Source organism: Allobosea rubneri, assembly GCF_032464875.1.
Classification (GTDB): Bacteria; Pseudomonadota; Alphaproteobacteria; order Rhizobiales; family Beijerinckiaceae; genus Allobosea; species Allobosea rubneri.
In genome coordinates this window covers 26,306-46,144 of record NZ_JAWDID010000041.1, presented here as the reverse complement: position 1 = coordinate 46,144, position 19,839 = coordinate 26,306, and the positions used below count along the sequence as shown (strand labels likewise).

Genomic DNA, 19,839 nt, shown 5'->3' with positions numbered 1-19,839 from the left:
GGCCTGGCCGGCGACACGCTGGTCCGGCGAATTCGCCGACCTCGCCCAGCCCTTGCGGCTGATCGTGCCGTCGCTCGCCAATACGGTCACGGTCATGGCGGGCTATCTCGCGCTCGCCTCGCTCGTCTGGGGCCTCGCCGATGGCCTGATGGACCAGCCGCGCGATCTCGGCGGCTTCGACGAGGCTCCAGCGGGGGCGCGGCGCTGGCGGGTGGCGCATCTGTCCGACATCCATGTCGTCGGCGAGCGCTACGGCTTCCGGATCGAGAGCGGCCGCGCCGGCCCGCGCGGCAATGAGCGCCTCGCCCAAGTGCTCGACAGGCTGGACGAAATCCATGGCGAGGAGCCGCTCGACCTCCTGCTGATCACCGGCGACATGACCGATGCCGGGCGCTCGGCCGAATGGGCGGAGTTCCTCGACGCGATGGCGCGCCATCCGACGCTGGCGGAACGCTGCCTGATCCTGCCCGGCAACCATGATCTCAACATCGTCGACCGGGCCAATCCTGCCCGCCTGGAACTGCCGACGAGCCCGGGCAAGCGTCTGCGCCAGATGCGGACGCTCTCGGCGATGGCGGCGATCCAGGGCGAGCGGGTCCAGGTGCTCGATCGCGAGCGGGCGGGGTTTGCAGGCACGCTCGCGGCTGCGCTGGAGCCGCATCGCGAGGCGATCGGCGTCTTCGCCGATGCCGGCACGCTGCGGCTGTCGGCGGGGCTTTCCGCGGTCTGGGCCGATGTCTTCCCGATGGTGCTGCCGCCGGCCGAGGAGGACGGGCTCGGCGTCATCCTGCTCAACTCCAATGCCGAGACGCATTTCTCCTTCACCAATGCGCTCGGCCTGGTGGCGGAGGAGGATCTGCAGGCGATGCTCACCGTGCTGCGGCGCTTCCCGAAGGCGCGCTGGATCATCGGCCTGCACCATCACCCGGTCGAATACCCGCAGCCCGCCAAGGCCTTTTCGGAGCGGATCGGCACCGCCCTGATCAATGGCAGCCGCTTCGTGCGCCAGCTCAAGCCGATGGCGCACCGGCTCGTCGCGATGCACGGGCACCGCCATGTCGACTGGATCGGGCGCTGCGGTCCGCTGAAGATCGTCTCGGCGCCGTCCCCGGTGATGGAGGCGACGGACGACATGCCGACGGGCTTCTACATCCACACTTTGGCGGCCGCCGCCGATGGCGGGCTCGCCTTGCTCGCGCCGGAGCGGATCGAGATCGCGCCCCGGCCGGTCGCCACTCTCAGTTCCTGAGGACGGCGGCGTCGGCGTCCGATGCTTCGTCCTTCTCCGGCGATCCGAACAGCTCCGCGAGCCAGAGGCTCGACGGGTGCTGGGCGCAGAAGGTCAGGAAGGCGATGGTGATCGGCACGCCGATGAAGGCGCCAAAGACGCCCCAGAGATAGCTCCAGAAGAACACCGAAAACAGCACCATCGCTGGCGAGATCGAGAGCGCGCTGCCGGCGACGCGCGGCTCGATATAGCTGCCGACGGTGAACTGGATCAGGTTGAGGCAGGCGAAGACCCCGAGCATCGCCTGCCAGGAGCCGAACTGCGTCATCGCGAACAAGGTCGGGAACAGCGTGGCGACGAGCGGGCCGAGGAAGGGAATGTAGTTCAGCAGGAAGGCGATGAAGCCCCATTCCTCGGCGAGCTGCAGGCCGATGAGCTTGGCGAAGGCCCAGACCAGCACGCCGGTGATCACGCTCATCCAGGTCCGAACCAGCATGTAGCGGCGGATCTTGCGGGCGGTCGCCATGGCGCCGCCGAGCAGGACCTGGCTGGTCTCGCGGTTGCGCATGCCGCGCAGCTTGCGGCCGAAATCGTCGACCTCGAGCAGGCCGAGGATCACATAGACCATCACGACGATCCAGAAGCTCATCGTGGTGTTGAGGCGTCCGGTGATCGTCTGGGCGGTGCGCAGCATCCAGGAGACGTTGAAGTTCTCCGACCAGACGCCGGCGACCGCGATGCCATGGCCTTCGAGCCAGAGCACGCCCTGATCGTAGAACATCTGGAAGCGGGCGGCGTCGTTGACGATCCAGCGGCCGACGCGGCCGAAGGCCCAGGCGATCAGCCAGCCGAAGGCGAAGAAGACGACGATCATGACGGCGATGCTGATCACGAGCGCCAGCATCCGCGGCAGCACGGTCTGCAGGTGCTTCTGCAGCGGCCAGACCAGCGCGATGATAAAGAGCGCGAAGGCGACCGGCGCGAAGACCGAGCTCGCGATCGAGAGCGCGGCAACCGCCAGGATTGTGGCGATCAGGATCTGCGCACCGTGAAACATCTTGCCGGTCGTCATCTCTTGTCCTGGTTAGGCTTTTCATTGCGGCGGGAAGGCGTCTCAGACGCCCTCGGTCAACTCGTCGAGGTCGAGCGTCGAACTCTTGCCGATAGCATCGCGGTGCTCGCGGTAGAAGGTTTCAGCGGAGCGCCGGCCTTCATTGTGGAGCATGGTGAGGAATTCCCATTCGGCGTTCAGCTTGGAGGAGTAGCCGAGCTGCGCCATGGTCTCGCCGGTGATGCGGTGCAGGCGCATGCGGGCCCAGCGCGCACTTTCGCCGGTCGCTTCCTGGGCGCTCTGGCGCAGCAGCGCCATCATCCGCAGCTCCTTCAGCAGCACGGCGTTGAACGAGACCTCGTTGAGCCGGTTGAGGATGTCGCGGGCGGTGCGCGGCGTGCCCGGACGCTCGACCGGGTTGATCTGGACGAGGATGGTGTCGAGCGCGTCGCTCTCCCGGATCAGCGGCGTCATCGTCGGATTGCCGGAATAGCCGCCATCCCAATAGCTCTCGCCATCGATCTTGACAGCCTGGAACAGCGTCGGCAGGCAGGCCGAGGCAAGCAGCACGTCGGGCGTGATCTCGGCATTGCGGAAGACGCGCCCGCGGCCGGTGCGGACATTGGTGGCGGTGATGAAGAGCTTGATCGGGCTCTTCGCGAGTCCGTCGAAATCGATGACCTCGGCGAGGATGTCGGTCAGCGGGTTGGTGCCGGCCGGGTTGAGGCTGTAGGGCGAAACCACCCTCGACATCATGTCCATGGCGACGAAGAGCGGCGAATTGTCGAGCGTCCAGCGGCCGAGCAGGATGTCGAGCGGGCTGCGCTGGAAGGGGCTGAAGCGCGCCGCCTCCGATACTTTTCGCCAGAACAGGTCGAGCGCCTCGCGTGCGCCGGCCCGGCCTCCCTTGGCGAAGCCGGAAGCCAGCACCGCGGCATTCATGGCGCCGGCCGAGGTGCCCGAGATCGCTTCGATCTCGAGCCATTCCTCCTCGAGAATGCGGCAGAGGACGCCCCAGGTGAAGGCGCCATGCGCCCCGCCGCCCTGGAGCGCTAGGTCGATGCGCAACGAGGGGCGCGCGGAAGGCTTGCCGTTCTTGCCGGGGCGGACCGGTGAAGGAGTGCTGGTCACGTCGTACCCATCCTGATTGCAAGGCGTGCCGGGGGCGTCATGCCGACTTCACCAGGCCGGAGAACCCGGCGACCGCGAGCAGGCTCAGCGCCCAGCCGACCAGGGACTGGAAGTAGAAATAGTTGATCGCGACACGCCCGCCCGGCTTGCTTGGGTTCGGCCGCCAATAGGTTCTCTGGCCCATGTCGAGCACGGGCAACAGGGTGTCGAGCGAGTACATCCAGGGGCTGAAGGCGGGATAGCTCGACGCCTCCCAACGTGCGCGGAAGCAATCGAGCTGGGTCTGGCCGGGGGCCGCGAGCCCCTGCGAATGGTTGCTGGCGAGCAGGGTGCGATGCTCGCTGGTCTCGATGCCGCAGAGCGTCCATTCGGGGGCGCGCAGGACGACGGCGCTGTTCGGCATCACCGCGCCCTGCCGTTCGGCATAGGCGAAGATGCCGACGCCGAGGACCCAGAACAGCAGCAGCCAGACGAAGGCGAGGAGCGGCTGGCGGCCATAGGCGAGCGTGATGCCGAGAATGCCGTCGGTGGCGGTCAGCAGTGCCCGCAGAACCGGATTCTTCGCGCGCTCGCGTCTTGCCTGACGTTGCAGGCGCTCCTTGACGATGAGCACGGCGCGCGCGTCCTCGCCATGGCCCATCTCTCGGAACACCAAGGCGAGCTGCTCATAAGGCTGCGGCCAGAAATCCTCGCTCCAGCGCTCGGGCGCCTGGCGCGCCAGCCATTCGAGCCGGCTTCCGGCATCGACTGGCCCGTCGATGAAGGCGCCGTAGCGGCAGCGGTTCAGCAGCAGGTCGCCCGGCCCCGGCCAGCTTTCGGGCTCGTCATGGATGGTCCCGATGGTGGCTCCGGTCAGCGCCAGGGTACCGTTCACGGCGGCGCCTTGGCGCAGAAAGAAGGCGCCCTTGATCATGCTGCGGCTCAACTCGAGCGCCGTGCCGCCGGCAAGGCCGAGGGTCGCGCCGGAAGCGTCTACATCGCCGCCGATCTGCGCGACGCCGAGGCGCGTCTCGCCCTCGATGCGGGCGCTGCGCAGCACGACGCTGCCGCGAACCTCGACTTCGCTCGCCTCGATCGCCGCGCCTTCGTCGCGGGTGATCGCGGCGCCGGCGCAGTCGAGATCGGCCGTCAGGACCGCGCCGGAGAGATTGATCCCGCCGCGCATCGTCGCGCCGCGGGCGAGCACGTTGCGGACTTCGAGGCTCGCCGCGAGCAGGGCATGGCCGTCGGAGACGCGCAGGGTCGCGCCATCGCATTCGAGATTGCCACCGAGGCGTGCCTGGACGAGGTTGACCTCGCCGCCGACCTCCGCACCACGCAGATAGACGCCGCCGCGCGCTTCCAGCCGCTCGGCCTGCAGGCCCGGAAGCTGCGAGCCATCGAGGAAAAGGCGGTTGATGATCGCCGCCCGCAGCACCGGCGTCGCTTCGAAATGGCAGTCGTTGAGGCCGATGTCGCGAAAGACGCGGCAGGCTTCGAGATCGAGAATGTCCCTGATCCAGGCGCCGCTGATCCGGACGCCCTTCTCATGCGGCCGGCAGCCTTCCTCGCCCCCGAGCATGAGGAAGCGCAGGAAACCGGCGCGGACGACCCGCGCCGGATCGGGCTCGCTCGGGCGCGAGCCGTCGCCCAGCCGGTCGAAATTGCCGGTGAGCAGTTTGGCGACGACTTCCTCCTCCGCCGGCAGGAGCGGCCGAAAATCGTCGAGGCGCGCCGTCGGGTTGGCCCATTGGGCCAACTCGCCTCCCGCTCCGGCGCCCCATTCCAGCGTCATGGATTGGAAGGCGCCGCCGTCTCGGTCGCCGCATGCGCCGCCAGCGCCTCCCGCAGCGCCGCTTCCTTGGTCTCGTCGAAGGATGTGCGCATCAGCGTGCCGCCGACGCCCTTGAGATCGGCGAGAACCTTGTCGGCGGTCATCTTGCGGATCAGCAGGAAGAGGCCGGCCGAATTCGGCTGCAGCGCTCCCGCGGCATCCTTCATGAACTGGTCGTTGATGCCGACATCGCTGAGCTTGCCGCCGAGCGCGCCCGAGGCGGCGCCGAGCGCCGTGCCGAGCAGGGGAGCCAGGAAGATGAAGCCGATCAGCGTACCCCAGAGCGCGCCCGAGGCGGCGCCGGCGGTGGTGAGATTCAGCATCTGGTTGAGCTTGACCTGGCCCTTCTCGTCCTTGGTCACGACGACGGCGTCGCCGAGTTCGATCAGATATTCGCGCTGGAGAGAAAGGACCTTCTGGCGGACCTCCTCGGCCTTCTGCTCGGTCGGGAAGGCGATGAAGACGAGATCGCTCATCAGTGCAGCTCCATGTTTGCACGGGGGGGACGGCCCTGCATCGCCGCTCCGGCGGCGCGGCCGATGAGAAACTCGGCCAGCAGCGGGACAGGGCGACCGGTCGAGGCTTTGGCGGCGCCCGCGATCGAGGCGGTGCCGGCAATGTCGAGATGCGCCCAGGGATAGGCCTTGGCGAAGCGGGAGAGGAAGCAGGCGGCGGTGATCGCGCCCGCGGCCCGCCCGCCGAGATTGCCGGTTTCGGCGGGACTGCTGCCGGGCTGGCCGAAATAATCGTCCCAGAGCGGCAGCTGCCAGGCGCGGTCGCCGGATACGCCGCCGCAGCGCAGCAGCTCCGCAGCCAGCGTCTCGTCATTGGCGAACAGGCCGCTCGCATGCGAGCCCAGCGCCACGACGCAGGCCTCCGTCAGGGTGGCGACGTCGATCACGCAGGCAGGCTTGAAGCGCTCGGCATAGGTCAGCACATCGCAAAGCAGCAGCCGGCCCTCGCCGTCATGGGGGCGCAGTTCGATGGTCTGGCCCGACATCGAGGTCACGACATCACCCGGTTGGCCGCCATGGCCGCCGGGACTGTTCTCGGCCGCCGCGATCAGCCCGACGACGTTGAGAGGCAGACCGAGACGCGCGACCGTGCGCAGCACGCCGAGAACGCTGCCGGCCCCGCTCATGCTGAACTTCATACCCAGGGCATCGCTGCCCGGGGTTTGAGATGGCCGTTCGCCGTCGCAGGTTACGCCCTTGCCGACGAGCACGATCGGCTTGCCGCTGCCCCTGCGGCCATGGGGCTGCATGACGATGAGCTTGCAGGGGTTTGCCGAGCCGCTGCCGGCTTGCAGAAATGCCCCCATGCCGAGCGCCTCGAGCTCCCGGAGCTCGAGCACCTCGACCGCGAAGCCGAATTCCTTGCCCATATCCCTGGCGGTCTTGGCGAGGAAGTCCGGGGTGCAGATGCTGCCGGGCAGGTTTCCGAGATCCTTCGCCAGGGCGACGCCTTCCGCCACGGCGATTCCTTGCCGCAACGCGAGCACGAGTTCCGAGGTGAGGGTTTCGGGTAGGAGCAGCATGATGCTGCGCATCGGGCGGCCCCGCGCCCTCTGCCCTGGCGCATTGGGGCCAGGCAGGAAGAAGTTATAGCTGCCGTCGGCGAGATGTTGCCCGGCCTGCTGGACCCGCCAGCTGAGCGAGCGCCGCGGCACTTCGTTTTCCGCGAGCGTTACGACCGCCTCGGATACCACGCTCTCGGCAATGACCTTCGCCGTGGCGGCAAGGGCCCGCCAATAGGCGCGATCGCAGAAGGCCTCGCGCCTGCCGAGGCTGACCAGCAGCGTGCGGGCCGCGGTGGAGCCCGGCAGATGGTGGAGCAGCAGGGTCGCGCCGGGAGCCTCGCCGAGCTCGCCGCGGTCGACGATCGAGGAGAGTCGGCCCGCGGCCCTCTCGTCGAGGCGGCGGGCCGAGCCGCCGAGCGGCCCGCTGCTGAACAGGCCGATGACGAGCAGCTCCGTCTTCAGCCTTTCGGCCTCACCGACTGCGGGGACGATCTCCAGAGAATGTCTCCACGAGGGCATCGTTGCATCGCTCGATTGAGAGGGGGGCCTCCGCCTGGGGGCGGACGAAGCGCTGTTCTCCACGCGTCGCGGGCTGCGAGCCCCCGGTTACGAAGGAGGCACGGCCGGACGCCCGGCCGCCTGGCTGGCAGCTGCCGTGCGGCCAGCAGCCGTCGGCGCAGGGAGCTGGCGGACGCGCTGTCCGGGCAGCAGCATCTGGATGCCGCCGCTGACCACGATTTCGCCGGGCGCCAGACCCTGCGAGACGATCACCTGGCTCGGATCGAAGCGCAGCACGTCGACATTGCGCAGGGAAACCGTCGAGTTCGCGGGATCGACGATCCAGACCGCCGGAGAGACGCCCTGCTGGGCCAGGGCGCTCGCCGGAATCGCGATGATCGCGGCCGTGGCCGCTTCGATGGTTCCGACCACGGTCGATCCCAGCCGCATCGCCTCCGGCGGGTCGATCAGCCCGACCCGGACGGCGAAGGTGCGCGTCACCGGGTCGGCCTGCGGCGCGATTTCGCGGACACGGCCGAGCGCGGTCACGGCAGGGGCATCGGCGAGGGCGACGCGGACCGTGGTTTCGCCCGACTTCTTCTCGAGCAGGTTGGCGGGAATGTTGAAGACGGCGTCGCGGCCGTCGTCGCGGGCGAGCTGGGCGACGGCCTGGCCGGGCTGGACGACCTCGCCGGGCTCGACATTGCGGGCGGTCACGGTACCGGCGACGCCGGCCCGCAGCTCGGTGAAGCCGAGCCGGTCCTGCGCCAGTTCGAGCTGGGCCTCGGCATTCTCGAGCTGGGCCTGGGCCGCCTCCTGGGCCTTGAGTGCCTGGTCGAAGCGCGGCCGGGTGGTGAAGCCCTGGGCCATCAGCCGTTCCTGGCGCTCGAAGGTGCTGCGCGTGGTGTTCACCTCGCCCCGGGCGGCTTCCAGCGCCGCCTTGGCCGCGGTCAGGGCGTTGCGCTCGAGCGTCGGGTCGAGACGCGCGACGATCTGCCCGACGGCGACACGGTCGCCGACATTGACCGGCCGCTCGGTGACGCGGCCGCCGATGCGGAAGGCGAGGCCGACATTCTTCTCCGCCTGGATCTCGCCGCTGAGCTGGATCTCGTTGGCGAGCTTGCCGGCTTCGACCGTGACGACGCGGACGAAGCGCCCTTCGGCTGGCGCGGCCGGCTCGTTCTGGCAGGCGGCCAGCGAGAGCAGGAGAAGCGCTGCGACCGCGGGGCGAAAGCGCGATGCCGAAGGATGGGTCATGACGCAGAAGCTCCCGCGACGGGCTTTGTACCAGCCTTGGCTCCGGGCTTTTCCGCCTTGGGTGCGGCTGAGCCACGGGCGAAGACGGCGACATAGAGGACAGGCAGCAGGATCAGCGTCAGCAGCGTCGCGACCAGCAGCCCGCCCATGATGGCGAAGGCCATCGGACCCCAGAACACGGTCGGCGCGATGGGGATCATGCCGAGCACGGTCGAGACCGCGGTGAGCATGATCGGGCGGAAGCGGGTCGAGGCTGCGTCGAGCGCCGCATCGGTGATGCTCTTGCCGCTCTCGCGTTCGCTCTCGATCTGGCCGATCAGGATGACCGCGTTCTTGGTGATGATGCCGATCAGCGCGAGGATGCCGAGCAGGGCGACGAAGCCGAGCGGCATGCGCGAAAGCATGAGGGCGCTGACCACGCCGATCATGCCGAGAGGAGCGATGCTGAGCACGATCGCCAGCAGGCGGAAGCTGCGCAATTGCAGCATCAGCACCGTGAACATGATCAGCAGCATCACCGGCACGACCGCGATGACCGAGGCCTGCGAGGTCGCGCTTTCCTCGACCGTGCCGCCGAGCGCGATGCCATAGCCGGCGGGCAGGGTCTTGCGCAGCTCCTCGATGCCGGACGCCAGCCCGTTGACGACGGTTTCCGGCAGGATGCCCGGCTTGACGTCGGCGGCGACCGTCAGGGTCGGAACGCGGTCGCGGCGCCAGATCAGCGGCGAATCGAGCCCATAGCTGAAGGTGGCGAACTGCGAGAGCGGAACCTGCCGCCCGCTCGGCAGCGCGACCTGCATGGTGCGCAGCGTATCGAGCGAGAGGCGGTCGGCGTCCTGGGCCCGCACGACGACGTCGACGAGATAGATGCCGTCGCGAACCTGCGTCACCACCGTGCCGGAGACGACCGCGTTGACGATGCTCGCCAGGGCCTGCGAGCTCAGGCCGAGCCGGCGGGCCTCGTCCTGGTCGACCCGCAGGCGCAGCTCGCGCATCGGCTCGATCCAGTCGAAGTTCACCATCTCGGTCTGGGGGCTGGCGGCGAGGACCTGCCCGACCTTCATCGCGATCTCGCGCACCTCGGCGAGGTCGGGGCCGCTGACACGGTACTGCACCGGCCAGCCGACGGGCGGTCCGAGCTCGAGCGGCGAGACGCGCGAGACGACGTTAGGGAAATCCTTGGCGAGCAGCGCTTCCAACCTCTTCCGCAAGCGTTCGCGTGCGGCGATGTCCTTGGCGACGACCACGGCCTGGCTGAAGAACTCGTTCGGCAGCTGGGCGTTGAGCGGCAGGTAGAAGCGGATTGCGCCGCGCCCGACATAGGTGCTCCAGCGTTCCACGTCCGGATCGGCCTTGAGCGCGGCGTCGAGCCGGCTCGCGATGGTCTCGCTCGCATAGATCGAGGCATTCTGCGGCGCGGTGAGATCGACGAGCAGCTCGGGCCGGTCCGAGGCCGGGAAGAACTGGCGCGGCACCAGCGGCAGCGCCAGGAGAGAGGCGGCGAAGAGCCCGAGCGTGATGGCAATGGTCAGCCAGCGCAGGCGGATCGCGCCCGAAAGCAGGCTGCGGAAGCCGCGCTCGACGGGGCCGGGGCCGGCGGCTGCCTTCTTCGGCGCCTTCAGCATGGCGACGCCGAGCACTGGGGCGAAGACGACCGCGATGAAGAAGGAGACGATGAGCGCGATCGTCACCACCGCGAAGAGCGAGAAGGTGTACTCGCCGGCCGAGCTCGCGGCGAAGCCGATCGGGACGAAGCCGGCGATCGTGACCAACGTGCCCGCCGCCATGGCGGTGGCGTAGCGCTCGAAGGCGAAGGTCGCCGCCTTCTGCTTGTCCTCGCCGGCCGCCAGCCGCGTCACCATCGCATCCGTCGTCGTCATCGCATCGTCGACGAGCAGCGCCAGCGCGATGATCAGGGCGCCGAGCGAGATGCGCTGCATATCGATGCCGACGATCAGCATGCAGGCGAAGACGACCGCGAGCGTCAGCGGAATCGAGAGCGCGACGACGAGCCCCGGCCTGACGCCGAGGCTGATGAAGCTGACGACCAGGATGATCGCGATGGACTGCCAGAGCGAGGTCATGAAGTCGGCGATGGCGTGGTCGACGGTGACGGCCTGATCGGCAACCAGGTGCGGCTCGATGCCAAGGGGCAGGTCGGCGATGATCTTCGCCATCGCCGTCTTGATGTTGGCACCCAGCGCCAGAATGTCGCCGCCATCGCGCATGGCGATGCCGAGGCCGATGGCCTCGCGGCCGTTGACGCGGAACATCGGTTGCGGCGGGTCGGCATGGCCGCGGCGCACGGTCGCGATGTCGGAGAGGCGGACCATGCGGTCGCCGACCGGGAAGTTGACCTGGAGCAAGTCGGCTTCGGACTGGAAGGCACCGGAGACACGCAGCGAGATGCGCTCCTCCGGCGTCTGGATCATGCCGGAGGGACGCACGATGTTCTGGGCCTGCAGCGCGCCCAGGAGCGCGCCGCGGTCGATGCCGAGATTGGCGAGTTCGCGCACTGAGAACTCGACGAAGATGCGCTCGTCCTGCGCACCGATGATCTCGATCTTTGAGACGTCCGGCACCAAGAGCAGGCGCGAGCGCGCCGCCTCGACATGGTCGCGCAGTTCGCGGCCGGTGAAGCCGTCGGCGGTGAAGCCGTAGATGATGCCGAAGGTGTCGCCGAAGCGGTCGTTGAAGAATGGGCCGAGCGTGCCGGCCGGCAGGGTATGGCGCATGTCGGCGACGAGATTGCGCACACGGTACCAGGTGTCCTGGACCTCGCGGCCGGGTACGGACTCCTTGAGGTTGACGAAGATCGTCGTGATGCCCGGCGTGGTGTAGCTGCGGACGTTGTCGAGCCCCGGGGTCTCCTCGATCTGTCGCTCCAGGCGCTCGGTGACCTGGCTCAGCATGTCCTCCATGGTTGCGCCCGGCCAGGCTGCCGAAACGACCATGGACTTGATCACGAAGGACGGATCTTCGTTACGGCCGAGGCGGATGAAGGCGAAGATGCCGGCCAGCACCGAGATGATCATGAGATAGATCACGACCGAGCGGTTCTTGAGCGCCCATTCCGAGAGGTTGAAGCTCATCGCGATTCCGTCCCGGCCAGGCGCACCTGCTGGCCTTCCTTCAACAGGCTGACCCCGGCGGTGACGACGATGTCACCGAGTGCGAGGCCCTTTCCGATCAATGCCGTGGCGGGATCGGCTCTGATCACCTCGAGCTTGCGCAGCGACACGGTCAGCTTCGCGGGGTCGACCACCCAGACGCTGGCATCCTGTCCCTGTCGCGTCAGCGCCGTGGCTGGAATGGCGGTGGCCGAGATTTCGGCCCCGCGGATCGCGCCCGACACCGCCGTGCCGAGCCGGAAGGCTTGCGGAGGCTCGGAAAGGCCGACCCTGACCCTGAAGGTCCGCGTCACCGGGTCGGCCTGGGGCGCGACTTCGCGGACCCGGCCGTTGGCGGTCACGGCCGGGTCGCCGGCGAGCGTGACATGGACGCGCGCATCGGGCGGCAGCGCGCGGACGATATCGGCCGGCACTTCGAAGACGGCATCGCGTCCCTCGCGGCGGGCGAGCTGGACGATCATGCGGGCGGGTGCGACGACTTCGCCTGGCTCCGCACCGATGCGGGTGACGACGCCCGGCGCATCGGCCTTGAGGGTGGTGAAGCCGACGATGTCCTCCGCCGATCTGACGCGCGCCTGGGCCGCGTTTACCTGTGCCTGCGCCGCCGTGCGCCCTTGTTCGGCGGCCTCGAAATCGGCGCGGGTCGTGACATTGCGCTCGAGCAGGTGGGTCTGGCGCTCGAACTGGTTCTCGGCCTTGCGCAGCAGGCCCTCGGCGGCAGTGAGGGCGGCGCGGGCGGAGCGCAACTCGTTGAGCTCGTTCTCCGGGTCTAGACGGGCGACGACCTCGCCCTCGCGCACGTTGGTGCCGACGCTGACATTGCGCTCGGCGAGCCGGCCGCCGATGCGGAAGGACAGCGCGGCCTGATCCTGCGCCTCGATGTGGCCGGTGAAGCTGATGTCCCTGGCCTCGCGCGGCGTTTCCACCGTGATGGTGCGGACGAGCCGGGCAGCAGGCGGGGCGGCCGCCTGCTCGGACTGGCAGCCGGCGACAGCGAGCGCGATCGCTGCGAGCGCAGCCCCCTGCAGCAAGCGGGCGGTGCGGGACTTGTCAGGCGTGCCCATCCTACCGGCCCATGCGCCGAAACGGCCGCGTGCTGCGCAGGATGCGCATCGATGTCAGCGCGCAAGCGGACCTCATGTCCTGCAAGCCGTTCAAAGGCATGATCCTGTTCCTCTGGCAACCGCACAACGACGGCGCGGAACCTCGTGCCGGGCAAGGTCCGTCGCACCGCGCGCTTCGGGTGACGGTGGGAACGCTACCAACAGACCGGCAGGGGCGGATTAGCTCAGAATCCCAACTCTGCGCTGGTCATCCCAATCTTTGGACAGGCTGCTCGGCATCGCCTGCGAGGGGCAAGCCGAGCGAAGTCCTGCCCCTGAAGCCAAGCGCGACCGGGATCAGAAGCAGGAAGCCAGCAGCTGAGACGGCGGCCATCAGGCAGTAAACATGCTCGCCCCATTCACCGTAGAGATAGCCCGCCAACGTGGTCAGGACGGCCATGATCCCGGCCCAGCTGGCTGCCAGCCAGGCTTGCGCCTGAGCCAACATCCCCGCGGGAGCGATCCGCGCGAGCAGGAAGACGCTGCTCAGATGCGTCGCTCCGAAGGTCAGTCCATGGGTGAACTGGAGAAGGACCAGGAAGCCGATCTGCGGATCCTGCGCCATCCCGGCCCAGCGCAGCGTCGCGATGGCCGCGCTGGCGGCGAGCAGGGCGGCCGCACCCGCCGAGCCTCGCACGACATAGCCCAGCAGGCTGAAGAAGGTGATTTCGGAGACGATGCCGGCGGCCCAAAGGGAGCCCATGGCTCCGCCGGATATGCCGAGGCTTTGCCAATGCAAGGTGCTGAAACCGTAGACTGCGGCATGGCTTGCCTGGACGAGGCTCGCTCCGGCGATGGCAAGAACGAGCAGATGCGGCCTTTCAAGTTTCCCGACCGGTTGCATCGGGGTAGTCGCGCGTTCCGGGACGCGCACGACCGCCACCGCTACGGCTGCGAGCGCCGTCACCAAGGCCGACAGAAGCAGCATTCCGATAATCGACGCGGCAGGAAGCCAGTCCAGCATCCAGCCGACAGAGAGGTTCGCGATCGCGAAGCCGGCCGAGCCCCAGAGGCGGATGCGCCCATAGCGCAATTCCGGAGTCTGCAGCTCCTTGAGGCTTCGCAAGGTGACGGCGTCGGTCAACGCGATCAGCGGCCCCTGGGCAAGCGCAATGGCGATGACCAGCAGGAGGATGGGCAGGAAGCCGCCGGCAAATGCCAGCAGCCCCGTGCCGACGGTGACCGTCACCGCGCAGATGACCAGGGCGGCTCTCGCCCGCCCGCTGCGGTCGGCCAGCGCGCCGACGACCGGGTTCGCGACGATGCGGGCCAGCAGCGGCGCGGCCAGCACAATCCCGATAGCCTCGTCGCTGAGCGACTGGGCGCGCAGCCAGAGCGGGAAAAACGGCAGGTTGACGCCGAGCTCGAAGAACAGGGCTGCGTAGAGGAAGGACAGGCGGCCGGTGGCCGCCTTCATGCCTCATGCTCGGCGTCAACCGGGCCGGTCTCGGGCGGGCGGACGTCGAGGGGCGTGGCGGACAGCTTCGTCAGGCTCCGCTCGCGCGCTTCGCTCGGACTGTGGCCGAACTCGCGCCGGAACGCCCGGCTGAAGGTCGAATGGTCGACGAAGCCGACCTCGTTGCCGATGATGTGGATCGAAGGGGAATCGCGGTGCGAGCTGAGCCGGCGATAGGCTTCGCGCAGTCTTTCGCGGTTGATGAAATGGGCGACGCCGCCAGTGCTCTCGAACAGGCGGTAGAGCTTGGATCGCGACATCGCCATCAGCCGCGCCAGTTGCTCGGGGCCGAATTCGGGCGAGGCCATGTTCTGGCGCACGACGAGACGGGCGCGGTCGATCAGGAGCGAGCTGAGGGACGCGTCGGCAGCTTCGGAGCGCTCGGCGCGCGGGGCGATGCAGGCTGCGACGAGGGCCCTGGTCGCCGTCGCCAGGCCCTGCGCCTGTGCGGGCGGGATGTGCGGCAGCTGCCGGGCGAGGTTGTCGATATAGCCTGCGAGCAGCGCGCCGAGCTGGGGGTTGATGTCGAGATCGTGGGCCTGATCGAAGTCCTCTAGCTCTTCCCGGCAGAAATCGCGCGGCAGAAACAGGGTCAGTACCTCCGTGTCCTCGGCCTGGCCTTCGAAGGGCAGGGCGAGTGAACGGAAGCTGAGGCTCTCCTGTCGCGTGGCCTCGCGGGACGGCGAGCCGTTGCGCGGCGCATGCGAGCGCGCCAGCACGACGCACCAATGGTCGAGGAAGGATCGAGGCCGGTGCCGCCAGCGGCGGGCAGGAGCGTTGGCGTACAGCGTCCGCGTCAGGACGATGTTGCCGAACGTCCAAGAGGAGAACTCGGCCGCGAAACTGTCGGAAGCCTCAATCGTCGGCAGGAGGTCGATCGTGTCCGCGAGCAGGGCGCGCCAGGCATCGAACTGATCTTGTGGCGGAATATCCTTGGTCGAGAAGCTCTGGGCGAAGACTGGCGTGACCGAGCTTCGCGGGGTGGGGTGTGAGAGTGCTGTCACGGCATCTTCCTCCCAGCCGCGTGACGCCAATCTATAGCGCGATGATCAATGGTGTCGGTGCTCAAGGGAAGGCCAAAAAATGGGCCGGCCTGTATTGGTTCATGCAGGTGCTCAACTTTCGGTCAATTTGATATTCTTGTTCTAATTCTGAACCTTCAACTGCGGAAGGCCGGAGTCCGATCGCATGCGTTCTCTATCAAGCGTTTAGAAGGAGGAAGCAACTGCCGGGTCGGCTCGACCCGACATAACTGTCTCCTAGCGTATCGAGGCCGCGTCGAAGATCCGGATTGGCGCGGTGACGAGCAGGCTTGCCGCCGAGCCGAGAGCATCTGCTGCGGCAAGCGGCGGCGAAACATCCGAATCGGTGATGACCTGGCCCTGCAGCAAGCGGTCGCCGATCAGGCGGACCGCGTCGGGGCTGGCGGCATAGAGATCGTGATTGATGCGGTCGCCGGCATTGATGGCGGTGAGATCGAGAACGGTGATGCCCGACAGCCCGGCAAACTGCTGCTGGTACTCATCGCGGGTCAGATCGATGCCGCCGAGGCGCGTCGCCCCCCTGGAGATGAAGCGCGAGAGCTGCAGCGCCCGGTCATGTTGGGCGACGAAGAGGGTGATCTGCGGCCGCCGCTTGCCCATATCCTCGACTTGGCGCCGGAACACGCCGACATCGAGATCGGGCGAGGCGAGGATGAGGTTGCTGATCTTGCGGGGCACGCCGCCCTGCTCGAGCGCGAGCTGGCGGACGGCCTCGACGGCGGGCCAGCTGCCCATCGAGTGGGCGAGGATGACGATGTCGCTGACGGACGGGCTGTTCGCCGCAGCCTTCAAGAGATAGGCGAGGTCCGAGCGCGAATAGGACGCATTGTCGAAGTCGCGGGCATAGTCGAGCAGATGGCCGCGCGATGGCCAGGAAAACAGGGCCGGCAGCGCATTAGCATCGGCATCGTGCGCCAATTGTGCGAAGCGGAAGACCGCCCGGTCGAACGGCGTGTTGAAACCGTGCACGAAGACGAAGACGCGCCGTTTCCGGCCGTTCGCCTTATTGAACCAGGACGCCAGCTGCGGCTTGGCGATCGGCGTCACCGAGCTGACGGTGAAATCCGTCTCCGGATTGCCCGGGACAGAACGCGGCAACTGGATGGTGCCGACCTCGCGGTCGCGCGGGATCGAGACGACGATGTTGGAGAAGGAGACAGTGTCTCCGCGATCGCCGCTGAACAGCACGCCCGGCTCGGCCGAAGGCGCGCGCGTCGTCGCGGTGAGCATGTTGACCCGGTCGGTGCCCGGCACGGGCGGTACGGTCTGCAGCATGCCGCGCGGCGTCCCGGCGCAGGCCCCGAGGCCAAGCGCGCAGACCAGGGCCATGACGGCATTCCGCAGATGGCGGCGGTCCAGACCCGGTGTCACCGCCATGTCCCGGGATGGAAAGGCCGGGGCGCGAGAGCGTGAGATGTACAGCACAAGAGAGCTTCGCTTCGATTTCCGCGCATCGGTGTCACTTCTGCCATCCGCGCAGCGGCTGTGAATCGGAGGCTCACTCAAGGTCATGACAGGATAAAGAAGCCATCCCGCAGCAGCAAGCGCGTGGAAGCCGAGCTTTGGCAGGCTCCCGGCGGCAACTTTGGGACAGGCGGCCCACTTTTTGGGATTCTGTGCCGATGCCCATTCCGCAAGGCAATCTAAGTTCCCGAGAATATGCACCGGGACTGCCCGGTCATCACATTTGTCACGACGCAGTCCTTCCAGGGTGCGCCAATACCAGGCTCGGGGGAAAAGGCACCATGACTGTCGAGAGCACCGCACCCAAGACGACGATGCAGCGATTTCTCGATACCGTCGAGAAAGTCGGGAACATGGTGCCCCATCCGGTCATCATCTTCCTGATCCTGATCGGTATCGTGATCGTGCTCTCCGCCGTGCTGAGCCTGTTCGGCGCGGCGGTGACCTTCGAGCGCATCAATCCCGACACGCACAAGGTCGAGACGGCGAGCACGGCGATCCGGAGCCTTCTGAATGTCGAAGGCATCCGCTTCATGTATTCGTCGCTGATCCCGAACTTCATGAGCTTCACCGCGGTGGGGCTGATGATCGTCGCGATGATCGGCGCCGGCGTCGCCGAGGAATCGGGGCTTGTCACCGCGCTGATCCGCAAGCTCGTGATCGTCTCCCCGGCCTGGGCGCTGACCTATATCCTCGCCTTCGTCGGCATCCTCGCCTCGATCGCAGCGGATGCCGGTTATCTCGTGCTGATCCCGCTCGCCGGCATCGCCTATCTCGCCGTCGGGCGGAATCCGCTGGCGGGCCTGGCGCTCGGTTTCGCGGCAGTGGCCGGCGCCTTCACCGTCAACATGCTGATCAAGCCGCTCGACGCGGTGCTGGTCGAGTTCACCAACGACGCGGCTCGCCTCGTCGATCCCAACCGGACGATCGGCCTTGCCTCCAATCTCTGGTTCTCGATCGCCTCGGTGATCTTCCTCACCGTTGTCGTCGCCTTCATCACCGACAGGATGATCGCGCCGCGTCTTGGCGCCTACGATCCTTCAAAGGCCGCCGAGGGCACCACGACCGAGCAGGGCGCCGTGCTCTCGGAATCGGAGTCGCGCGGCCTGCGCTATGCCGGCTTCGGCATGCTCGCCCTGATCGCGGTCTTCCTGGTGCTCACCATCCCGTCCTGGGCGCCGCTGCGCAATCCGACGACCGGCGAGCTGATCGGCAACTCGCCCTTCATGAACGGGCTGATCGCGCTGATCATGCTGATGTTCCTGGTCAGCGGCTGGTGCTACGGCATCGGCGCCGGGACGCTGCGGACCCTAACCGAGGTGATCGCGGCGATCGAGAAGTCGATCAAGAGCATGGGCGGCACGATCTTCCTGTTCTTCGTGCTCAGCCAGTTCGTCGCCTATTTCACCTACACCAATATCGGCACGGTGATGGCGCTGAGCCTGTCGGGCGTCCTGCAGGCGGCCAATATCGGCGCATTGCCGCTGCTGCTCGGCTTCATCGTCGTGGTCGCGATCATCGACCTCCTGCTCACCGGCGCGATCGCCAAATGGGCGATCTTCGCGCCGGTCTTCGTGCCGCTGCTGATGAAGCTCGGCGTCGAGCCGGAGGCGGTGCTGGCGGCCTATCGCGTCGGCGATTCCCCGATGAACGCGATCACCCCGCTCAACGCCTATTTCGCGCTCGTCGTCGGCTTCGCCCAGAAATACGACCGCAATGCCGGCGTCGGCACCATCGTCTCGCTGATGCTGCCCTATGTCGTGTGGATGTTCGTGCTGTGGACCGCACTCTTCGCGGTCTGGAAGATGCTGGGCCTGCCCTGGGGCCTCTGATCGAAGCCAATTCCGCACTGAAAAGCCAATCCAGACCCAAACCTCGGATGGATGTCATGAGCACTGCCAATATTCCCCTCGACGTCGAAGGCGCGATCGACCACCTGATGAACTTCCTCTCGGTCGAGGGCGTCACCGGCGAGGAGGCCGCAATCGCGGCCGCCGTCAGCGAAGCGCTGAAGAAGGCCGGCGTGCCTGCTTCCGCGATCCGCTTCGACGATGCCAACACGCGCATCCCGGTGCCGACCCAGACCGGCAACCTGATCGTCGATCTGCCGGGCACCAAGCCCGGCCCGCGCCTGATGTTCTCGACCCATCTCGACACTGTGCCGCTCTGCGCCGGCGCCAAGCCGAAGCGCGAGGGTGACCGGATCGTCTCCGATGGCACCACAGCGCTCGGCGGCGATGCCCGTACCGGCGTCGCGCTGCTCGTCGTGCTGGCGGAGACGCTGATCAAGCACAAGCTGCCGCATCCGCCGATCACGCTGCTGTTCACGGTTCGCGAGGAGAGCGGCCTGCACGGTGCCCGCGAGCTCAACCCGGCCGAACTCGGCGGGCCGGTCATGTGCATCAATGTCGACGGCCAGCTCGCCTCCGAGCTGATCATCGGTGCAGTCGGCCAGGAGAACTGGGAAGTCGAGATCAAGGGTAAGGCCTCCCATGCCGGCGTCGCGCCGGACAAGGGCATCTCGGCGACCCTGGTCGGCGCGCTCGGCCTCGCCGAGGCGAAGCGCACCGGCTGGTTCGGCAAGGTCGTCAAGGGCGACGAGTTCGGCACCAGCAATATCGGCATTTTCGGCGGCAAGAACGGCAAGCCGGCCGGCGACGCCACCAATGTCGTCACCGACTACGCCTTCCTGAAGGGCGAGGCACGCAGCCCCGAGCTCAGCTTCGCCACCAAGATCGTCGACGGCTACGAGGCGGCCTTCGCCAAGGCCAAGGCCGAGGTGACCGACCATGAGGGCGAGACTGCGGAGGTGACCTTCCGCCGGGCGGCTGCCTATCCCCCCTTCAAGCTCGCCGACGACGCCCTGGTCGTGAAGCGCGCGACCAAGGCGCTCGAGCTGCTCGGCATCAAGCCGACCTATCTGTTCTCGAATGGCGGGCTCGACGCGAACTGGCTCGACAAGGCCGGGATCCCGACCATTACCATCGGCGCCGGCCAGGCCGAGATCCATACGATCAAGGAATACGTCAAGCTCGACGAATACGAGAAGGGCTGCCGCCTCGGCATCCTGATGGCGACGCTCGAAGACTGAGACGGAGCGAGCGGGACGGTGACGGCCCAAGCAGACGCAACAAGGAGCTGAGCG

The 19,839-nt window shown here is 67.5% G+C and carries 14 protein-coding genes; 3 read left to right on the top strand and 11 right to left on the bottom strand.

Annotation, left to right across the window (positions count from 1 at the left end):
- Positions 1-1,249 (top strand): metallophosphoesterase family protein (locus tag RKE40_RS21520; RefSeq protein WP_316020256.1); only part of this gene is annotated, 1,249 nt, incomplete at its 5' end.
- Here the strand turns inward: RKE40_RS21520 and RKE40_RS21515 are convergent.
- The 11 genes from RKE40_RS21515 to RKE40_RS21465 all read right to left on the bottom strand — a co-directional run bounded on the left by RKE40_RS21515 (position 1,239) and on the right by RKE40_RS21465 (position 16,601).
- Entirely contained in the window at positions 1,239-2,300 is a 1,062-nt protein-coding gene (locus RKE40_RS21515; protein ID WP_316020255.1) for an AI-2E family transporter, read from the bottom strand. The two genes, RKE40_RS21520 and RKE40_RS21515, sit on opposite strands and share 11 nt — an antisense overlap.
- A gap of 42 nt (positions 2,301-2,342) precedes the next feature.
- Positions 2,343-3,410, bottom strand: coding sequence for a patatin-like phospholipase family protein (locus RKE40_RS21510; protein ID WP_390893478.1), 1,068 nt, complete (start codon positions 3,408-3,410; stop codon positions 2,343-2,345).
- A gap of 37 nt (positions 3,411-3,447) precedes the next feature.
- Entirely contained in the window at positions 3,448-5,184 is a 1,737-nt protein-coding gene (locus RKE40_RS21505; protein ID WP_316020254.1) for a hypothetical protein, read from the bottom strand.
- Complete coding sequence (locus tag RKE40_RS21500; RefSeq protein WP_316020253.1) at positions 5,181-5,699, bottom strand: DUF1269 domain-containing protein; 519 nt, start codon at positions 5,697-5,699, stop codon at positions 5,181-5,183. Before RKE40_RS21500 ends, RKE40_RS21505 begins: the two co-directional genes overlap by 4 nt.
- A complete protein-coding gene (locus RKE40_RS21495; protein ID WP_316020252.1) occupies positions 5,699-7,261 on the bottom strand; it encodes a leucyl aminopeptidase in 1,563 nt (520 codons plus the stop codon). Before RKE40_RS21495 ends, RKE40_RS21500 begins: the two co-directional genes overlap by 1 nt.
- A gap of 87 nt (positions 7,262-7,348) precedes the next feature.
- Complete coding sequence (locus tag RKE40_RS21490; protein WP_316020251.1) at positions 7,349-8,497, bottom strand: efflux RND transporter periplasmic adaptor subunit; 1,149 nt, start codon at positions 8,495-8,497, stop codon at positions 7,349-7,351.
- A complete protein-coding gene (locus tag RKE40_RS21485; protein WP_316020250.1) occupies positions 8,494-11,589 on the bottom strand; it encodes an efflux RND transporter permease subunit in 3,096 nt (1,031 codons plus the stop codon). Before RKE40_RS21485 ends, RKE40_RS21490 begins: the two co-directional genes overlap by 4 nt.
- A complete protein-coding gene (locus RKE40_RS21480) occupies positions 11,586-12,692 on the bottom strand; it encodes an efflux RND transporter periplasmic adaptor subunit (RefSeq protein ID WP_316020249.1) in 1,107 nt (368 codons plus the stop codon). Before RKE40_RS21480 ends, RKE40_RS21485 begins: the two co-directional genes overlap by 4 nt.
- A 247-nt stretch (positions 12,693-12,939) precedes the next feature.
- Positions 12,940-14,148, bottom strand: a complete 1,209-nt coding sequence (locus tag RKE40_RS21475) for an MFS transporter (RefSeq protein ID WP_316020248.1) — start codon at positions 14,146-14,148, stop codon at positions 12,940-12,942.
- Positions 14,145-15,191 carry a helix-turn-helix domain-containing protein gene (locus RKE40_RS21470; RefSeq protein ID WP_316020247.1) on the bottom strand — a complete coding sequence of 349 codons (1,047 nt, stop codon included), beginning with the start codon at positions 15,189-15,191 and terminating at the stop codon, positions 14,145-14,147. Before RKE40_RS21470 ends, RKE40_RS21475 begins: the two co-directional genes overlap by 4 nt.
- 255 nt (positions 15,192-15,446) lie before the next feature.
- Complete coding sequence (locus RKE40_RS21465) at positions 15,447-16,601, bottom strand: alpha/beta hydrolase (RefSeq protein WP_316020246.1); 1,155 nt, start codon at positions 16,599-16,601, stop codon at positions 15,447-15,449.
- Positions 16,602-16,975: 374 nt separating this feature from the next.
- Between RKE40_RS21465 and RKE40_RS21460 the strand changes: the two genes are divergently transcribed.
- Together RKE40_RS21460 and RKE40_RS21455 are read left to right on the top strand one after the other, a co-directional pair.
- On the top strand, positions 16,976-18,526 hold the full coding sequence (locus RKE40_RS21460; RefSeq protein ID WP_316020245.1) for an AbgT family transporter: 1,551 nt from the start codon (positions 16,976-16,978) through the stop codon (positions 18,524-18,526).
- 47 nt (positions 18,527-18,573) lie between these two features.
- The gene (locus tag RKE40_RS21455) at positions 18,574-19,785 is read left to right on the top strand and encodes a M20/M25/M40 family metallo-hydrolase (protein WP_316020244.1); all 1,212 of its coding nucleotides are present in this window, start codon (positions 18,574-18,576) and stop codon (positions 19,783-19,785) included.
- The last annotated feature ends 54 nt before the right edge of the window (positions 19,786-19,839 follow it).

Coding starts and splice junctions, on each gene's coding strand:
- RKE40_RS21515 (WP_316020255.1), bottom strand. CDS start 2,300: ATGACGACCGGCAAGATGTTTCACGGTGCGCAGATCCTGATCGCCACA.
- RKE40_RS21505 (WP_316020254.1), bottom strand. CDS start 5,184: ATGACGCTGGAATGGGGCGCCGGAGCGGGAGGCGAGTTGGCCCAATGG.
- RKE40_RS21500 (WP_316020253.1), bottom strand. CDS start 5,699: ATGAGCGATCTCGTCTTCATCGCCTTCCCGACCGAGCAGAAGGCCGAG.
- RKE40_RS21495 (WP_316020252.1), bottom strand. CDS start 7,261: ATGCCCTCGTGGAGACATTCTCTGGAGATCGTCCCCGCAGTCGGTGAG.
- RKE40_RS21490 (WP_316020251.1), bottom strand. CDS start 8,497: ATGACCCATCCTTCGGCATCGCGCTTTCGCCCCGCGGTCGCAGCGCTT.
- RKE40_RS21485 (WP_316020250.1), bottom strand. CDS start 11,589: ATGAGCTTCAACCTCTCGGAATGGGCGCTCAAGAACCGCTCGGTCGTG.
- RKE40_RS21480 (WP_316020249.1), bottom strand. CDS start 12,692: ATGGGCACGCCTGACAAGTCCCGCACCGCCCGCTTGCTGCAGGGGGCT.
- RKE40_RS21475 (WP_316020248.1), bottom strand. CDS start 14,148: ATGAAGGCGGCCACCGGCCGCCTGTCCTTCCTCTACGCAGCCCTGTTC.
- RKE40_RS21460 (WP_316020245.1), top strand. CDS start 16,976: ATGACTGTCGAGAGCACCGCACCCAAGACGACGATGCAGCGATTTCTC.
- RKE40_RS21455 (WP_316020244.1), top strand. CDS start 18,574: ATGGATGTCATGAGCACTGCCAATATTCCCCTCGACGTCGAAGGCGCG.